This is a genomic window from Stenotrophomonas sp. GD03680 (assembly GCF_029844625.1).
Lineage (GTDB): Bacteria > Pseudomonadota > Gammaproteobacteria > Xanthomonadales > Xanthomonadaceae > Stenotrophomonas > Stenotrophomonas maltophilia_P.
The window spans coordinates 125,701-142,772 of record NZ_JAOCKC010000001.1; the positions used below are offsets into that span (position 1 = coordinate 125,701).

General features: G+C 61.2%; 11 protein-coding genes. 6 read left to right on the plus strand and 5 right to left on the minus strand.

Going from position 1 to position 17,072, the window contains the following annotated elements; all coding sequences use genetic code 11:
* From N5J29_RS00585 to N5J29_RS00600, 4 genes are all read left to right on the plus strand, one after another.
* Complete coding sequence (locus N5J29_RS00585; RefSeq protein WP_164151309.1) at nt 1–5,466, plus strand: FtsK/SpoIIIE domain-containing protein; 5,466 nt, start codon at nt 1–3, stop codon at nt 5,464–5,466.
* Between the two features lie 258 nt (nt 5,467–5,724).
* Entirely contained in the window at nt 5,725–5,853 is a 129-nt protein-coding gene (locus N5J29_RS00590) for a hypothetical protein (RefSeq protein WP_275576337.1), read from the plus strand.
* Between the two features lie 86 nt (nt 5,854–5,939).
* Nucleotides 5,940–6,896 (plus strand): DUF932 domain-containing protein, encoded by a 957-nt coding sequence (locus N5J29_RS00595; protein WP_164151308.1) that lies wholly within the window; start codon nt 5,940–5,942, stop codon nt 6,894–6,896.
* Complete coding sequence (locus N5J29_RS00600; protein WP_164151306.1) at nt 6,896–7,402, plus strand: JAB domain-containing protein; 507 nt, start codon at nt 6,896–6,898, stop codon at nt 7,400–7,402. Before N5J29_RS00595 ends, N5J29_RS00600 begins: the two co-directional genes overlap by 1 nt.
* 162 nt (nt 7,403–7,564) lie before the next feature.
* Here the strand turns inward: N5J29_RS00600 and N5J29_RS00605 are convergent, their stop codons facing one another.
* Nucleotides 7,565–7,906, minus strand: a complete 342-nt coding sequence (locus N5J29_RS00605; protein ID WP_164151304.1) for a hypothetical protein — start codon at nt 7,904–7,906, stop codon at nt 7,565–7,567.
* Here N5J29_RS00605 and N5J29_RS00610 point away from each other — a divergent pair.
* Both N5J29_RS00610 and N5J29_RS00615 read left to right on the plus strand, forming a co-directional pair.
* Nucleotides 7,880–8,275: a hypothetical protein gene (locus N5J29_RS00610; protein ID WP_164151302.1), complete on the plus strand. Its 396-nt coding sequence runs from the start codon at nt 7,880–7,882 to the stop codon at nt 8,273–8,275. The genes N5J29_RS00605 and N5J29_RS00610 overlap by 27 nt on opposite strands.
* 224 nt (nt 8,276–8,499) lie before the next feature.
* The gene (locus tag N5J29_RS00615; protein ID WP_164151300.1) at nt 8,500–10,200 is read left to right on the plus strand and encodes a hypothetical protein; all 1,701 of its coding nucleotides are present in this window, start codon (nt 8,500–8,502) and stop codon (nt 10,198–10,200) included.
* Between the two features lie 629 nt (nt 10,201–10,829).
* Here N5J29_RS00615 and N5J29_RS00620 read toward each other — a convergent pair.
* Genes N5J29_RS00620 through N5J29_RS00635 form a run of 4 tightly spaced genes read right to left on the minus strand, consistent with a single transcriptional unit; the run spans nt 10,830 to nt 17,026 of the window.
* Nucleotides 10,830–12,395, minus strand: coding sequence for a serine hydrolase (locus tag N5J29_RS00620; protein ID WP_197624506.1), 1,566 nt, complete (start codon nt 12,393–12,395; stop codon nt 10,830–10,832).
* Nucleotides 12,396–12,438: 43 nt separating this feature from the next.
* The gene (locus N5J29_RS00625) at nt 12,439–13,563 is read right to left on the minus strand and encodes a hypothetical protein (RefSeq protein ID WP_164151299.1); all 1,125 of its coding nucleotides are present in this window, start codon (nt 13,561–13,563) and stop codon (nt 12,439–12,441) included.
* A 4-nt stretch (nt 13,564–13,567) separates the two neighbouring features.
* Entirely contained in the window at nt 13,568–14,620 is a 1,053-nt protein-coding gene (locus tag N5J29_RS00630) for a DUF1611 domain-containing protein (RefSeq protein WP_197624509.1), read from the minus strand.
* Between the two features lie 60 nt (nt 14,621–14,680).
* Complete coding sequence (locus N5J29_RS00635) at nt 14,681–17,026, minus strand: TonB-dependent receptor (RefSeq protein ID WP_164151295.1); 2,346 nt, start codon at nt 17,024–17,026, stop codon at nt 14,681–14,683.
* Nucleotides 17,027–17,072: the final 46 nt, after the last annotated feature.

Below are 17,072 nucleotides of genomic sequence, written 5' to 3' on the forward strand. Positions count from 1 at the left end.
ATGTCATTGATTGGACGCGCGCTTGCCCGTTTGGCACACCGGATCAGCGGTCAGTTGATGCTGGAGTTGCCGGATGATCTCCAGCCGGCATTCATTGCCAAGGTTCTTGAGGGGGCGAATGCGGAAGTCGCCACGGATCCGTCGTTCGCTCTTTTTGTTCATGGGCAACGGCAGGATGTCGCTTCGATCTCGCCTCGCGTGGATTTCAGGGAGCTGGCGATGTACCGGCAGGGATCGCATATGGCAGTGGCCTTTGCGAGCGACAACCGGGGCATGTCGACGTACTCCAGCGTCTATCCACTGCTGCTCTCCAATGGATTTCCATCTGCCAATACTGCAAGCGGGGGAACTGGTGTTGCAGGCCTACACGAGTTTGCTGCATGTCTCGCCGAAGTGCTGGCCGAAAAAATCGGGACCCATGATTTGTCTTTGGAAGAATTCGAGAAAACGACACAAAGCATCCTCGGCTTCCTAGCAGCCGCCTATGAGGTGGTTGGGAATGGCCAATCTAGCTTTGCTGCGGACTGGTGGCTGCACGTACATCAATGGGTGGAATCGCTAGCCTTGGTGCCAGACGCTACGTTTGAGCCGAAGGGTATTGCCAGGCTTTATGGCTGTGCTGGATTGCCGGTGCCGTCTCGCGGGCATGCCTTGTCCACCAGGCCAAAGGAATATATCAAGGCACTGCAAGACCGTTGGTCGAATCCGTCAACGATCATGACGGAAGTCGCCAGGCTCGAAGGCTTGGCCTCGGCGACCAAGGCAGCACAATCTCTAGCAAAGCTTGATTGGGAAAAATCCCACACGAGAACAAGTCTCCGGAGCGATTCCGTCGTTGCATTGGTGGCTACGGCGAATGGCGCCGATCCCTTGGATAGGATCAGGGGGTGGGGCCATCTGGACGAAGTTGTGTTCAAGGAAAGCTTTGTCGAAGCAAAGGGCAGGCTTGGCGTTCGCCGGGAAGGGGCCGACCTGCCACTGCCTTGGAAAAATGCACTGCCGGTCTTGGTGGCCAAGATCGACGAGTCAAGGGACGCATATGGCAACAGCTTGCTGCTTGGAGAAGTCGAGCTGGTAGTGCCGTACAAGCCTGATGGCATGGGCTCCTCCGCGAACATGGGAGCAGACAAGCTACTCGCTCAGGTCCAAGTTTCCGGTATTCGTGGATGTGCGGCTGTGTTCGAGGCCGAATCAGGCCTGCTTCTTGCGGATGGCCTCCACCTGAAAGGAACGCTTGCACTCACGCCAGCCAAGAAGGCTCGTAACCTTGCATGGATTGAGCTCTCAACTTCTGGCGAGGCAGCCCAGCTTCTGGTTGATCGGTGTAACGCCTCGTTCACCTTGCTGAGGTCGGACGAGGTCGCACTTTGGGCGAAGTCCCAGGGCCGCACCACGAAGGCGTCAATGCGTGGCCCAGTCATATGGTCGCGAAGGGATAGTGATGCCGCTTCCGTCGAAGTGCCAGCACTAGGGGCCTACGACCTTGCGATCGCCTGGGGTAGTTCCGCGGGGTTTGATGGGAAAGCGGCCACGGTGCGAGCTACGTCATTCTCCCTTGCATGGACTGGCATGGAGGAAGCTGGCGCGAAGGCTGCCGTGGAGATCACGGAAGGCGTGGATGTTGGGTCCGTCGGTCAGGTGATTTTCCATATTGACCTGTTTTCGACCGAAGAGCGGCCTCTTTCGCCAATCATTGCGGCTGCGCATGGATTGCATCCAGATGCTTCCTTCCTTGCCGATGAAGATGCGTTCAATTACTTCGAAGGGCAAATTGGGGACTGCCTGGCCAATCTAGAGCGAGGACATGCCCTTGGGTGCATCCTGGCCACGAGTTCGCGAAAGAAAAGCGACTTTGTCACGAACGGAGACGGGGTTCGATGCACCCCGGACCTCCTCGCGCGTACTGGGAATGACCTTTCTCCTGGGTTCCCCAGCCAGCAGCTCATTTCACACCCGTCGTACATCGGGTTGCTTGAGGCTTATGTGTCACTTGGGATTCCCAAGGCGGTTGCCGATCTTGAGAAGGAGGAGGAAAGCGCGGGGCTAACCATTTCCCGCATTGCGCTTGATTGCATCCCGAGGGAGGCCATGGATGAGTTGCTCAGGGTCTATCGCGGACTGATCGAAGCCACTTCTGGATTGTCTCCATCTGATTGTTTCTGGGCGCGAAACCCTTTTTCCCTTGTGGTTTACGAGGAAGGGAGCGGATACCAATCTGCACAAGCCGTCTTGTTGAGCCCTTTGCATCCGATTCGGCTTGCCTGGGCGTGGGGGCTCCAGATCGGGCTACGCGAGGCGCATGATGATGGGGCCAAGCCCGCAGAATCGTTGGCGCTCTTGGATGGGACCAACTTCCCCTCGTCGGTTGTCTTCAGCGACCAGTTCGACAGCCCATCGGCACTGATGCCCGTGCCGGTCGATCCCAGACCCAATGACCTTTACCTCGGTTGGCACGCCAGCGTTGCAATCGTCAGGAGGCAAGCAGCAATTCCGGAATGGATTGCGGGGCGTCGCTTCCCGGTGGATGGGTTGTCGGCCCTTTCTGCTTCGTCGGTCAGTGCTGCAATCGATGATTTCTTGCGGGTTTCGCCGCATGTCCAATCCCTGCACATTGATTTGGCAACTGCCATTCCTTCGCGGCGCTCCTCGTCGATAGACGATGGCGTCCTTGCCAAGCTTGGTGAACTTGCCTTCGGCAGTTCAGGGTTGGACGGTGTCGCGGGCGTCCGGGTAACGGATTCCGAAACCCGTCTGGGGCCGATCCCGCGCTTCTCGGGGATTGACGACGCCATTGCAACTGCAAGGCCTGGATTCAACGTTCAATGGGTAAGTACGCCTTCTGGCCAGTCACCGAATAGCCACGTGACCTTCCTTGAAGGCAATGCGGCCATGTTGGCCATGGAGCCATTTACTGGCCGAGGCGAGGGATGGCTCCCGAGTCTGCCGCTACGGCGCACGCCCATCCGTTCACGCGAGGCTACATTCACATCGCTGGACTACACGCTTGCCGAACCTGATGTCGCCGCGAGCGAGTTCACGAAGGCTCTATATGCCTACGAGTCGGCCGCGACTGGTTCGCACTCCCTTAAGGTAATCCCAAATCCGGTTGGCGTTGCCGGGCGGCCGAGCTGGCTGGTTGCAGGCGATTTTGGTGTCGATCCCCAGGCCATCTCTCGTGCAGCAAGGGACCAATCGAACAGCGATTACATCCTTTGGGATTGGCGTCCGGCGACTACGATCAAGCCAAACAGGAAAACGAGCAGTCGCGCGCAGCCCTATTTCGTCCTGGCCTCGGTGCCCCCTGCGCTTAACAATGCCATCCACGCCCGTTTGAAGCAGCTCAATAACCAACTGGCTTCTGGGGACGTGGAAAAGCGCGCAAGATTCGTTGTTTCGACCCTAGCCGAGCGTGCAATTGGGTTGAATACGCTGCTTGCCATTGGACATCATCAAGCAACTGGCGCACTTGGATTCTTCTTTGCCCTGCGTTCGATCGGTACATGGCTGGATAGTGCTCCCTCCGGCGAAGTCCGCTTGGTAATCCCTGTGGACGCAGTTGACCCGTTCCTCCGGGCGAGCATCAACAACGCTGGTGCCGGAAGCAGGAGGCGAGCTGACTTGCTTGCGGTGCGCGCATTTGTTGGTGTTGGACAACGTCCTTGCGTGGTCCTCGTTCCAGTAGAGATCAAGCACTACGGCCTCGGGAATGGCGAGCTGGACCAGGCTTTCCCGTTGGCCGGGGAACCGCGATTGAATGAGCATGCCGAGCAACTGGCGAGCTATCAGGGCCAACTACAATCCTTGTGTGAAACCTACCGCAATGCAGCGGGTAGCCAGGCTTCGTTGCTAGGCCAGCGGCTGGCAGCCGTCTTGGACGCAGCAATCCAACTCGGCTGTGGCAGCCCGGAATTGGCTGGCGGCCTGCTTGCCAGCGTTGCCTCCGGTCAAGCAGATGTCGAACTTGGAAAGGGTGTTTTGCTTTGGTATCAGGCTAGGGCGAGCGGTATCGATGGCAGCAAGGCCGGTTGGGATGAAATTAGCGGTGCTGCAGCAAGCCTTCGCAACGATGTCAGGGTGGATCCTGCGGCCTTCGATGCATGCTTCTGGGATGGAGAGGACGGGCTAGCGCACAAGGTCGTACGCGAGGCGCTCAATGATGCTAGTGGCGCAGAAGTCGGGAAGCCTGCTGCGGAGGCGAATGCCGTTCCCGGTTCAAAGGATGCGCAACAAGGACGGCATGAGCTGGAGATCGAGAACACATCGGCTTCATCTTCCCCTGCTAATTCTATCCGCCCGAATAGCGAAGGCGGACCTATTCCCGGGCCCGCTCAGGTAGTTTCACTTGGTGATGGGAGTGGGAAGGAAGGCGCAGGCGAGGAGCTGCTTCCACCCGCGCCTGCCCCCAAGCCGTCACGCAACAAGATGGCTGACGCGGAACTTGAAAAGCGTTACGCGGGGCTTCTGGCGGCGCTAAGCGAATTCAACGTCAAGGTCGAGCGCCCGCGCGGTGAGGTTCCTTACCAGGAAGGACCTGCATTCATCGAGTATGCGGTTTTCCCGTCCTACGGAGTTTCAGTTAACAAGATCGAATCTCAGCTGGAAAACCTCAAGCTTCGACTGAAGCTGTCTTCAGATGCGGAGATTGGTTGTTCGACGCACAAGGGCAACGTGCTGCTGACCGTGCCGAAGGCGGACGACGAGCGCTATTTCGTGGATGCTGCAGACCTTTGGTCAAGGTGGGTGCGCCCGTCGTCCGGGTTCAAGGTTCCACTCGGTGAAGATGCTTCCGGAAACATTGTCGAACTCGATTTTTCTAATTCAAATTCGCCGCATTTGTTGATTGCCGGCGTTACGGGCAGTGGCAAGTCAGAGGCGCTACTTACAATTTTGCATGGGGCTGTTAGGTACTACTCGAAGGACGAGCTTCGTCTTCGGCTGATCGACCCCAAGCAAACTGAACTCAATACGCTTGCACGGTTGCCACATACGGATGGCCAGATAGGCTGGACGGCTGAAGAGGCCATCATCTTGCTTGAGCAAGCCGTGGAGGAAATGGAACGCCGATACGAAATATTTCGGCTGAAGGGCGTCAGGAACATTTCAGAGTACCAATCTCCTGAATCGCCCTTGCCGAGATGGATCGTTGTTCTTGATGAATACGCTGATCTTGTCAGCGATGACGACGAGCGCAAGGCAATTGAGAAACTCCTGCAGCGCCTTTCTCAGAAGGCTCGGGCAGCCGGGATTCACGTGATTGTTTCGACGCAAAAGCCAGTGGTCAAGGTGATCAATACCGTGGTCAAGGGAAACTTGCCCGGCAAGATCGCGCTGCGCGTAAATACTGCAATGGAAAGCAGGGTGATTTTGGATGAACCGGGGGCCGAGAAGTTGGCCGGTAAGGGGGATGCCATCGTCCTTGCCGGAAATGGCAGGGTGCGGATCCAGTTTGCGCGCTACGCAATCTAGCGGGAACGGCTTGAACTTGCTTGTCTTGCCGCCAAAACGCGCGCTGCGGTGCATTGGCCAAGCATTGATAGGGCAGCAAGGATTTCGAAAAGCGCCGCTGCCATGCAGCTCGCTTTTTTGGGAGGCCTGGCAGCGGCAAGCGTCCCGGATTTCCGATTGAACGCAGTTTCAAACCCATACCACCACCATGGAGCTGGGTGGTGCTGGCTTCGCGCATGACGCAGCGCTGGTCGCGTCTTTGAGGAGTCAATGAAGGCGATGAAGAGCAAGGTCGAGCTGATCTATTGCGTGATGGTTGTGGCTAAGGCCGTGCTGGCCGGCGTCATGAAATGCAGGGCGAGCGCGGCCTGCAGCAGATGCGGTGGCATGGTCGATCCGTTTGACTGATCTCCCCAAAACCTTTGGTACCTCGCACAAGGCCCGGCATTGACCGGGCCTTGTGCGTTTGTGCCGGCAACAACGAGGAGACGAAGATGCATATGGTCGAGATGATGGCTTATGCCGGCGAGAGGCCGTGGCATGGCCTGGGCAACCGGCTGGCGCCGCAACAGCCCATCGAAGTGTGGAAGCGGCAGGCGGGCATGGACTGGAAGATCGAGGAAGCGGAGGTGCGCTGTGTCGCCGGCAACCACAACCTTGGCGTCATACATGTCTTTCCGGAGCAGAAAGTGCTGTACCGGTCCGACAACCGCAAACCGCTGTCGGTGGTGTCCAAGCGCTTCCAGATCGTGCAGCCCGGCCAGATTCTGGAGTTCTACCGGGACCTGACTGCCAGCAGTGGTTTCGAGCTGGAAGCCGCTGGCGTGCTGCGCGAGGGACGCAAGTTCTGGGCGCTGGCCCGTACCGGGCAGAGCACGACGCTGAAGGGTCGCGACAAGGTCGATGGCTACCTGCTGCTGGCCACCGCCTGCGATGGCACGCTGGCGACCACGGCGCAGTTCACCTCGGTCCGGGTGGTCTGCAACAACACCCTGTCGATCGCGCTGGGCAATGCCACCGGAGCGATCAAGGTGCCGCACCGCAGCCAGTTCGACCCGGATGTGGTGAAGCGCCAGCTCGGCATCACGGTCTCATCTTGGGATGGTTTCGTGGCCCGGATGAAGGCGCTGGTGGAACGCCCAGTGGATCCGGACTCGGTGGAAGGGCTGCTGCGCCGGGTGCTGACCTATACCGGGCCGGACCGCAAGGCCACGGTGGTCAACGAGCAGGCTATGGCCACCGTCCGCTCGCTGTATGAGGGCGACGGCAAGGGCGCGCTGATGGTCTCCAGCCGGGGGACGGTCTGGGGCCTGCTCAACAGCGTGACGGAGTTCGTCGACCACCATCGACGCGCGCGCAGCGATGACCACCGCCGGGATGCGGCCTGGTTCGGGCCGGGCGTCCAGATCAAGCAGCGGGCCTGGGATGAAGTGATGAAGCTGGTGACCTGATGGGTGCCCGGTCACCACGCGTGCGTGAGTTGGCCCGGGTGACCTCCCCCGAGGAGGCTGCCCGGGTCCGGGAGGACCGGGCCATTAGCCGGGCCTTGGGCATCCTATCGCGTAGGCTCTCTGAGTCTGGTCCGCCGCTCGGGGACATCGCCACCTGCGGGAGGTTCTTCCGGCTGCGGCTGGGCAGCGAATCCCGTGAGCACTTCGAGGTGGCGTTCCTGAATACCAAGCATCGGTTCATCGCGGTGGAGCGTCTGTTCTCCGGCTCGGTGGACGGGGCGGAGGTCCATCCGCGCATCGTGGTCCAGCGGGCGTTGGCCTTGAACGCCGCGGCGGTCCTGATGGCCCACAACCACCCCAGTGGCAGTACCGAGCCGTCAGCTGCCGATCGGGCGGCAACGGCGAGGCTGAAGAGTGCGTTGGGGCTGGTAGATGTGCGGCTGCTGGATCACTTCGTAGTCACTGCCAGCGAGACGGTCTCGATGGCTTCCCGGGGATGGGTATAGGGGCTTGTATCGGTATGGAGATCGATGGCGCCCGGCCACTTGGGCCGGGCGCCATGTCCAGCGGGATCGATACAAGGATGGTCAGTAATGGGCACTCAAACCCTAGCGGGTGTCTCATTTCGTGCCGGGACGTGTGTTGCGGCGCTGGAGCATGCGACTTCCCTACGACGCGACGACGTCGACTTGGACTCGGTCGATAGCCGCCTGCACGTCTTCCAGCAGGGTATGCAGTTCCGTTACGGTCACCCGGACTTCGCGACCGATCCGCTCGGTGGCTTGGACCCGCTCCAGGTATTTGCGATCGATCACGCCCAGATTATGGGTAACCGGATGGCGCTTCTCGAACGGGCCCGTGAGCCGCGTCCACAAGGCATCATCGCCCGGATCGAATCCAAACAGCTCGCGCAGCGTTTCGAGCGTCCTGGGAACGCTCTGGAAAGCGTTCCCGATTCGCTTTAGCCGGCCTTCGACGTCCTCGTGGCCTGCCGACAGCGCGCGCCGCACAAGCGCTTTCAACGCAGCCTCAAAGATCGAAACCACGCCCTCGAGGCAGTTCTCCAGGTCTTTGGCCGCGATCCGCTTGCCCAGGAGTTCTTCGCGCCTGCCGACGTCGCCGATCCCAAGCCGCCGCGTCCGATTCAGGACGCCCAGTGGCTATTGGAGTGCTTCGCGAAAGTACGCGGGACGCGTGGGGATGCCTTGCTTGCGGACGTGATCATGCTGGCCGGGCTGCGCGGACCGCGGCTGGAAACTGCCCTCGCATGGCTCAAGCTCGATCAGGCCATCGAGATCGTTGGCAGGGGCGGAACTGCGATGATGCGTATTCCGGTTACAGCGGCTAACTCTTCGTTTCGCGCTTTTCCGCATCTCTGATTGCGGTGTGCCACCCACCCGTCGCCGTGGATTTATCAAGCGTGGGGGATGATCAGCTCTGCTGTCTTCGAAGGGCGCCGTTCGACTCAAGTTGGGTTTCGGCTTAACCTGAAGCCCGTATTCTTGAGCGAGCTTGAGCTGTGGTCGATTCCAGCATAAGAGCCCTTAGAGTCTTAGCGGATGCCCATCTTGGAGCCATTCTTAAGTTATTGCCGAGCAACCGCATGGACCGGTTTACCCTGTTCATCGAGGTAGTCCGAACAATGGACTACTGGGGCATTAACGCCTATCCAGGGAGCTCGAGAAGCGAAGAGATCAAGCAGTCCCTGGACCTCATGTATTGGGGGTGGAACAGGGCGGTCGCTGAGTTATTTGAGCCCCTTGATGAGCCGGGCGCCTTTCCATTGATGGAGAGCACACAAGAATCTCGCAGCTTTGCCGCTGGGCTCATGCAGGAGTTCGGCAAGGTGTCGCTTGCGCGCCGGCTGGCCGACATGGGTGAACGGGGCATCATGGAGATCGTCAAGGATGGTAGTGATTTCCAAATCCGCATGAGTGTGGACGCCAGATCGCAACTTTCCGACGTCATGGAGGTCGACCGCCTCAAGGCAGCGGAGGATCGAGCATCTTCGTCGAATTCGGGTTGGACGATGGCCACAATGCGTGACGCCGTCCGCTCCCCTTGGATGCCTGGGAACTACCTGGCGGTAGCCGATGTGCCGATGAAGCGTTGGTTGAGGGCTGACCTCGAAGAACTCATCAAGCCTCTCGTGCGGCCATGGGACACGGGGCGAGGCATCATGGTGGCCTACGACGCCCGCATTGAAGTGGACAAGCACTATATGGCTGAAGCTCTTGCGCTGGCGACGCCGTGGCGTGATGAGTCAGGCATCCACGCCTACGCAAAACTAGGCCTACTCACAGGTGCAGACGTTGCGGGTATTGGGGCCGCGCTCATTAGCCTTCACGCCAAACATTTCGGCTGCGTGTCGGTTGCCAAAAAGCTGTTTCCCGAAGTGTCAGTAGCTCAGAGCCTGACCATTTGGGGGCCAAGGGATTCGCTGGAAGAATCGATTTCACTGATGAGTGGCAGTTCCGAGTCGATGGTCCGTGCCGCCTTCAACGTGTTGGCGATGACATCGGGGCAGGCCAAAAAGTTGGCAGATCACTCGACACCCTTGATCCCCTTGCTCTTCGATCTGGGCAACGGCTTCATCCTGCGTCCGGTCTCGTGTTTGACCCGGAACCCATTCACCGCTGCCAGAATCCAACACCATTGGCTGGATCCACGTACTGAGCACGCTGTCGCGGCTGACCGCGAGGAGTGGATGCGGCAAGATCTCTACTACATGTTCGGCGGCCAGCGCTACATCCGCTTCCCCGGCAATCTGAAATTGCGTCGAGGTGGTACGGTTCTGACGGACATCGATGCGATCATCTACGATCGGGCCACTGGCGATGTTGGGCTCTTCCAGTTGAAGTGGCAGGATTACTCCACCAACGACGTGCGCCAGCTTCGCAGCAAAGCTGTAAACCTGGCAGCCGAGTTGGCGGATTGGTCTGCCAAGGTCAAATCGTGGATCGAGGAGAACGGCGTTTCGGCTCTTGACCAATCGCTGCGGCTCAAACAGAAGAGGCGCGAGGCCGTGAAAGGCGTCCTGCTTTTCGCTATCTCGAAGTCGTCGGTTCGCACGCAAGGCTACGGTGTGAGTACCGAAGCTCCTGGTTTGGCGATGGCAGTCTGGCCGCAGTTCGTTCGGGCACGAATGGAGATTGGTCCTTCAAGGTTGTCATTGCGGGACATCCATGCGCGACTTATCGAAGAGTACGGACAGACGCCCGACATTCATCCGATGCCCGCTTCAGTCCGAATGGCGGGCATAACGTTACAGATCCATGATTTTTGGAACAAAATTAAGGAGTAGCTGCCGACATGCGGTCTTGGCCCCCTCAGGCTTTTCGGGGTCCCAGAGCGGTCGCTGCCAGAGGGGCATCCGTCTGCTTCTCGCGCACGTTCAACGTCAATGACGACTTCAACCGCGAATCGCTGCGATCGAGATCGACACCAGCCCGCCGTCGGCGCGGGTGATTCAGGTTCTGGAGGAACTGGTCGAACTGCGCGGGCCCCGCGTCTGCTGCGGCTGGACAACGCCCCGGAGTTCATCGGCAGCTTTGCCCTTAAACTTTCCGGAACCATCCCATGGCTTCCGGCTCACGTTGACTCAAAAGTGAGTCAAAAAGTGAGTCAAAAAGTGAGTCGAATTCCTATCTTGTTCATGACAATTCTCGCCAGAACAGGTAGATGCACCAGTTATTCGTGTGCTGGTGGACAACGAGCAGTCCAAGGCTGTCCGAATTGGTCCGGCAAGCTCACAGCTTCCTGACTCACATGTTGCCCGACACCAAGCGTGCTCTCTGCATCAGTCAGAGGTGGCGCCAACCCTGTCCAGGTGGTTCTTATCGAACGAGCCGCACAGATCGCGCGAGCCGAATCGACCTTCCAGGCGATGCCATTGGACTATATGGTGCGGCATCCCCCGAGCGGCCAGGGAACCTACTTCCCGACCGGCTCGAACCTGAGGTCCTGGTAGTCGTAACTGAAGTCCGCAAGCGGTGACGCCGCTTTCATCGTGATGTTCGCCACGTGTCCTTCCGCGTTCAACGCAAAGGTCACGAACGCGGGTTCGAGCGCCGTGTCATCCCAGTCGACGCGGAACGTGTCGTACTGCCAATGCCGCAGCGTACCCACCATGTTGGGGGTGCGGGTGAAATCCATGCGGAGCGTTCCCCCCTGTTCGGCGACGGTCGCTTCGCCATACCACGCATCCACGTAACGACCCACGTAGCCGCGTGCCGGCAGCGATGGACGCGACGCGGTGCGTGCGGTCGGCGCCATGTCTTTGAGTGCCTTCAATCCGCCGGTGAGGCGATCCTGGTACCAGCTCGAAAAGGCGCCCACCCAATCGCGCCGCTCAAAGCCGAGATAATGATCCATCAGCTCGTAACCGAGGCCACGGAGCACGTCCACGTCCTCGGCGTTCATCTGCAGGGCGATACCGAGCTTCCGGTCGGGTACCAGCACGACGAACGTGATCACACCGAACACCGCACCGCCGTGCTGTATCACCTTCACACCGCGATAGTCCTGCACGTACCACCCGTAGCTGTAGCCGGAAAACTGCGGGGTGATGTCGCTGATCGGAGCCGGATAGGGGCTGATGGGGGTCGGCACCTGCGGTGTCCACATCGCGCGTGCGGAGGCCTCGCTGTACAGGCGCGTGCCACCATCGGGCAGCGCGCCCTGACCCAACTGCACCTGCATCCAGCGGGCAAAATCCTTTGCGCTCCACGACAGGCCGCCGGCGGGAGCGCCCACCTGGCCCAGACCTTCCCGCTCAGGCAGCATCTGCTGTTTTCCCAGGCCGCGCAGCCGTGCGTCCAGGCGTGCATGCGGTTGTACCCGATTGGCAGTGGCGAACCGGTTGGCCTCGTCGCTGACGGCCGTTGTCATGCCCAACGGCTTGAAGATCCGGTTGGCCACGAAGGTTTCCCAGGACTGCCCGCTGACCTGGCTTATCAGTTCACCGGCCACGATGTACAGGATGTTGTCGTACGCATACCCACTGCGGAAACTGGTGGCGGGCTTGAGATGGCGCAGTGCTCTCACGATCTCCATGCGCGTGCGGGACGTGCGCGGAATGAACAGGAGGTCGCCTGCGCCCAGTCCCAGGCCACTGCGGTGCAGCAGCAGGTCCGCCACGGTCATTTCGCGGGTGACCCACGGGTCGTACATGCGGAAGTCCGGCAGGTGGTCGATCACCTTGTCGTCCCATCCCAGCTTGCCCTCATCCACCAGAATCGCCAGCGCGGCAGCGGTAACGGCCTTGCCGGTCGAGCCGGTGGGAAAGATCGTATCGCCATCGACCGGCTCGCTGCCTCCCAGGCGGCGTACGCCATATCCCCGGGCCTGCACGATCTGCCCGTCCTTGACGATGGAGATCGCCATGCCCGGTACCTCGCGGGATTTCATCGCCTGCAGAACACGGGCATCAAAGTCCGCCGGCAGCGAGGACTGTGCGTTGGCCAGTGCCGCCACGCAGAAAAGCGCGCAGGAGATCATTGTCTTCCATGTTCTGGACGTGGGGGTCATGCGCGATCTCCGATCAGGAATGGGCGGTAGGCGCCGTGCGGCGCGCAGCACGTTGCAACAGGCGCCAGCTGCCAACGGTCAGCAGCGGCAGGATGTAGAGGCACAGGAACATATAGGCCAGTCCCCGGTAGCCCTGCGCGATCAGCGCCACGAGGCCCACGCGATCAGCGATGAAAATGGAGCCGACCAGCAGCACGCCGGCGATCATCGACCGTGCGGGTTTGCCCAGTCCCGCACCATCACCTCCTGCGAACGTACGGGCGATGCGTTCGTTGCAGGCATGCACGACGGCCGTTCCGCTTTCCAGCAGAGCGCTGAAGATCATCAGCTGGAACAGCACATGGAATACCGGCAGGTTCAACTGGCGCAGGATGAAGTCCGAAGGCAGCGCGACGGTTCCGATCCGGGGATACCACGCCAGCATGCACAGAAAGAAGAACAGCCCCGGGAGCATCGCCAGCGGGCCGGACAGCACGCCGGCCACCACGGCATCACGACGGCTGAGGAAGTGCCTGGCCAGCGGCAGTATGATCACCGCGCCGACGATGTTGTAACCCGCGTAGGTCAAGCCGCCCTGGAGCCAGCCGGTGGTCGGTTGCGGCACCGACAGCGTGGTGAACGCCGCATCGCCGAAGCGGGCCAGCACCAGCACCAGGAAGGCGGCATAGGTGCCATACAGCAGTACGGAGACCCATTTGAACAGGGCCTCCACGGTATCGTTGCCGAAGGTGACGAAGAATCCGATGGTCACCATCAGCAGCAGCGTGCCGGCCAGTGTCGGCCAACCCAGCAACGCCGAAAAGATTTCCCCTGCCGCTGCTCCGAACACCGCCAGGATGAGCACCATGAAGATGCCGTACGCCAGCTCGAACAGGAAAGCGAACGGTCCAAGCAGCATTTCAAAGAAGCTGCGGTAGTCGAAACTGCGGGTGGCATGCGCCAGCGCGAAGGTCAGTGCGCAGACGAGGCTCCAGCAGGCCATCGCTACCAGGATCGCCAGCATGCCGCCCTGGGGGCCGCTGGGAATGAAGTATTCCGCCAGCTCGCGGCCCGTCGCGTATCCGCCGCCGATCACCGCGGCCTTGAAGGCAAGACCGGGAAGTATCCAACGTTGGAATCGCGTCGCGGCGTTGGTCATTGGCTCATTCTGCCTGCTTGGCCAGGCAGGCGCTTACCAGGGCATCGAATGATTCCCCACCCCGCACGGGATCGGCCACGGGCATGCCGAGGCGGTCGGAAAGCGCATTGATGGCGCGGTACGCGGCGTCCGCCTCCAGTTTCGCGGTATTGAGGCTGATGCCGGCGCAACGGATGTCCGGGTTGGTGCGCGATCCCAGGGTCAGGGCCAGCTCGACCGTGTCTTCCAGCGAGGGGAGCGCATAGTGGGGATAGCCCAGCACATGGTCGCGTCCATGCTCGTGGCAGACCACCACCACGTCCGGCTGGCTGCCATGCAGCAGGGCCAGTGATACGCCGGCGTAGGCGGGATGTGAGAGCGATCCCTGGCCTTCGATCACGTCCCAATGGCAGGGGTCCGCATCGGGAGACAGCATTTCAGCTGCGCCGGCGGCGAAATCCGCGATGACCGCGTCCATCGGAATGCCGGCGCCGGCGATCAGGATGCCCGTCTGACCACTGGCGCGGAAATCCGCATCAACCCCGCGGGCCTGGAACGCGCGGGCCAGCGTGAGCGCCGTGTACTTCTTGCCGAGCGCGCAATCTGTGCCGACAGTGAGCAGGCGTTTGCCCGTGCGACGGATGCCGCTGGCGATGGGCAGGTTGCGTGGTGGCTCACGGACGTCGATCAGCCGACGGCCGAGCGCGCGTGCCGCGTTGCGAAGGGTATCGATGTCCGACAGCCGCATGTGCATGCCGCCGATCAGGTCCAGGCCAGCTTCCAGTGCCTGCAACAGCAACGGAATCCACGCGTTGGGGATATGTCCGCCGGGGTTGGCGACGCCGATCACCATCGCCCGGGCGCCCGCCATGCGGGCATGCTCGGGGGCGAGGAAGGGCAGGCCGGCGCTGACGCCGACATCCTCGCACGCGAACTCACCCACGCAGCGCTCGCGTGCCCAGTCGCGAAGGCCGTAGGCGGTCTTCGCATAGTTCGGCTCCCGGGTGTCGCCGAGGAACAACAGGTAGGGCTGCGGAAGCGCTGCGGCTTCGTGCAAGCTCGAAACGGCGGTCTGCATGCGCGGGTCCCGAAGGGGGTGGGAGGATGAACGGCGGCAGTGAAGCGATGCAGGCCAGGCTCAGAACCGGAAGTCCAGCTCCATGCCGTACGTCCGCGGTTGTACGGGGACTGCGGCCACGTGCGAGTTGAACCGCGACAGCGCACCGGCGACGCGTGCCAGCGTCAGCCAGCCGTCCTCCCCGGTCACGTTGTTGACGTAGGCACGCAGTTCCCAGCTGCCACGGCCGATGCCGGCATACAGGTCGAGGGAATGGTTACTGCCGAGCTTCAGCGGCGAGGTGATGACGTCCGGCATCACCTGGGTATCTGGATCACCGGGGGCAGTGAAGCGCTGCCGTTCGGTGGTGCCATTGAAGCGTTCACCGGTCCAGCGGAACGCGCCGCCGATCTGGCCGTTGTAGCCGTTGGCGGTGGAAAACGCGTATTCGGCGGTCGCCGTCCAGGACAGTCGCGGGGAATACGGCATGCGATCGTCGGCCAGGCCGGTCCACTGGATGAAATCAAACCCATCCTGCGGAATCACGGTAGGGTCAAAATCGTTCTTCAGCCGTGAGTTGGTGTAGGCACCGTTGAGCCCGAGCGTCAATGCATCGGTGACACTGAACTGCGAAGAAAGCTCAACGCCTTCGCTGGTGGCCTGGCCGCCATTGACCAGGCCGCTGATGCCGTTGAACGAGGAGGAAACCTGGATGTCGTCCCAGTCGATGCGGAAGACGGAAAGATCGAACGTGACGCGGCGATCGGCGAACTGCGATTTGATGCCGACCTCATAGCTGTCGAGCATCGACGAATCCACCTGCGGCGGAATGCCGACCATCGCCACGTTGGGGCCGCCGGGCTGGTAGCCGGTGGCGACGCGGGCATACAGCATGATGTCGTCGGAGAGCTTGAACTGCGGGCTCACGCTCCAGGTGAACACATTCTCGCTGGAGGTTCCGGTGGTTACACCGATCGGTGCGAGGATGCCTTCCGATACCCGCTGGCTGTACCACTGGTCATTGCGCGCCTGGCGGACGCCGAGGTCCAGCTTGAAGCGATCGCTGATGCGCCAGGAGCCATTGGCGAACACCGCGTATTCCTTGTAGGTGCTGGGCAGGCCAATGACCGCCAGGGTGCCGAACTGCGCATCGTAGGGCGGCGGCAGCGGCGTGCCATTCCGCTCGGCGAGACTGGCCACCTGATCCTGCTTGCTGTCTTCCTTGGTGTAGAAGCCACCGACCATCCATTCGAATGTTCCACCATCCTTGGACAGCAGGCGGAACTCCTGGGTGATCTTGTCCATGTCGTAACCGTAGCGCAGGCTGGAACTTCCCGGCGCGGGCAGGCCCAGCAACAGGTCGGCCACTTCACCGAACTGTGTCGTCGCGTCGATCTGGTCCATGGTCTTGGTCTGCGACCAGCCGGTTGCCGATACGAGATTGCCCCAGCCCAGGTCCCAGTCCATGCTCAGCGACACCAGCGTCAGGTCCTTGGAGAAGGGACGCGGCTGCCAGACGGTGTCCTTCTGTTCGCCGAACAGCGGCGTCAGTGTTTCCGGATCGAGCGCCACACCGGCGCGATCATCACTGCGGATACGCTGGTGCAGCACCGACAGTCCGAGATCGAATGCATCACCATCCCAGGCCAGCGCAGTACGGGCACCGATCTGGTCGCCGGTGTTGATGTCCTTGCGGCCGTCGATGACGTTGTCGGTGAAGCCGGCAAGACCGTTGCGGGCGAAGCTCATGCGCAGGCCGAGCCGCTCGTCCTTCAGCGGCAGGCTGGCGCCCAGGCGCGCGTTCCAGGCTTGGCCGCCGCCCTGCACGGAGCGCAGGCCGAAACCCACACGGGTTTCTTCACCCACTACTTCCGGCGCGCGGGTCACGTACTTCAGCAGGCCACCAATGGCGCCTGCGCCGTACAGGGTGCCCTGCGGACCGCGCAGTACTTCGACGCGGCTGATGTCGTAGGGCATCAGGTCGAGCATCAGCGCACTGGCGCCCTGGTAGATGCCGCTGGAGCCGACGGGCACGTCGTCGATGTAGGTGGCCACCGTCGCGCCGGACGACAGCGCGGAGATGCCGCGCAGGGACACGCGGGTCAGGCCAGGGGTGCCGTCGTTCTGCACCTGCAGGCCGGGAATATAGGCGGCATAGTCTGACAGCGAGACCGCGCCGGTGTTTTCCAACTGGCGTTCACCGATCACGCTGATCGAGGCGCCCACTTCACGCACATTCTCTTCGCGCTTGTTGGCAGTGACCACCACGGTATCGAGCTGCTGGGCATCGGTGCGCTGGGCACCTGCGTTCGCCGCGTTCGTGCCGTCCTGTGCGAGTGCCGAAGCACTGCAACAGGCCAGCGCGCCAGCGATCGAAAGGGAAAGGTGGGTGCGGTACCACGGCCGTGCGGACTGGAACTGGGTCATGCCTGCTCTCCCGGGCAAGGTTGAATCAGTGATGGTCTGGCGTCGA

Coding starts and splice junctions, on each gene's coding strand:
- N5J29_RS00585 (WP_164151309.1), top strand. CDS start 1: ATGTCATTGATTGGACGCGCGCTTGCCCGTTTGGCACACCGGATCAGC.
- N5J29_RS00590 (WP_275576337.1), top strand. CDS start 5,725: ATGAAGAGCAAGGTCGAGCTGATCTATTGCGTGATGGTTGTGGCTAAG.
- N5J29_RS00595 (WP_164151308.1), top strand. CDS start 5,940: ATGCATATGGTCGAGATGATGGCTTATGCCGGCGAGAGGCCGTGGCAT.
- N5J29_RS00600 (WP_164151306.1), top strand. CDS start 6,896: ATGGGTGCCCGGTCACCACGCGTGCGTGAGTTGGCCCGGGTGACCTCC.
- N5J29_RS00615 (WP_164151300.1), top strand. CDS start 8,500: ATGGACCGGTTTACCCTGTTCATCGAGGTAGTCCGAACAATGGACTAC.
- N5J29_RS00620 (WP_197624506.1), bottom strand. CDS start 12,395: ATGATCTCCTGCGCGCTTTTCTGCGTGGCGGCACTGGCCAACGCACAG.
- N5J29_RS00625 (WP_164151299.1), bottom strand. CDS start 13,563: ATGACCAACGCCGCGACGCGATTCCAACGTTGGATACTTCCCGGTCTT.
- N5J29_RS00630 (WP_197624509.1), bottom strand. CDS start 14,620: ATGCAGACCGCCGTTTCGAGCTTGCACGAAGCCGCAGCGCTTCCGCAG.
- N5J29_RS00635 (WP_164151295.1), bottom strand. CDS start 17,026: ATGACCCAGTTCCAGTCCGCACGGCCGTGGTACCGCACCCACCTTTCC.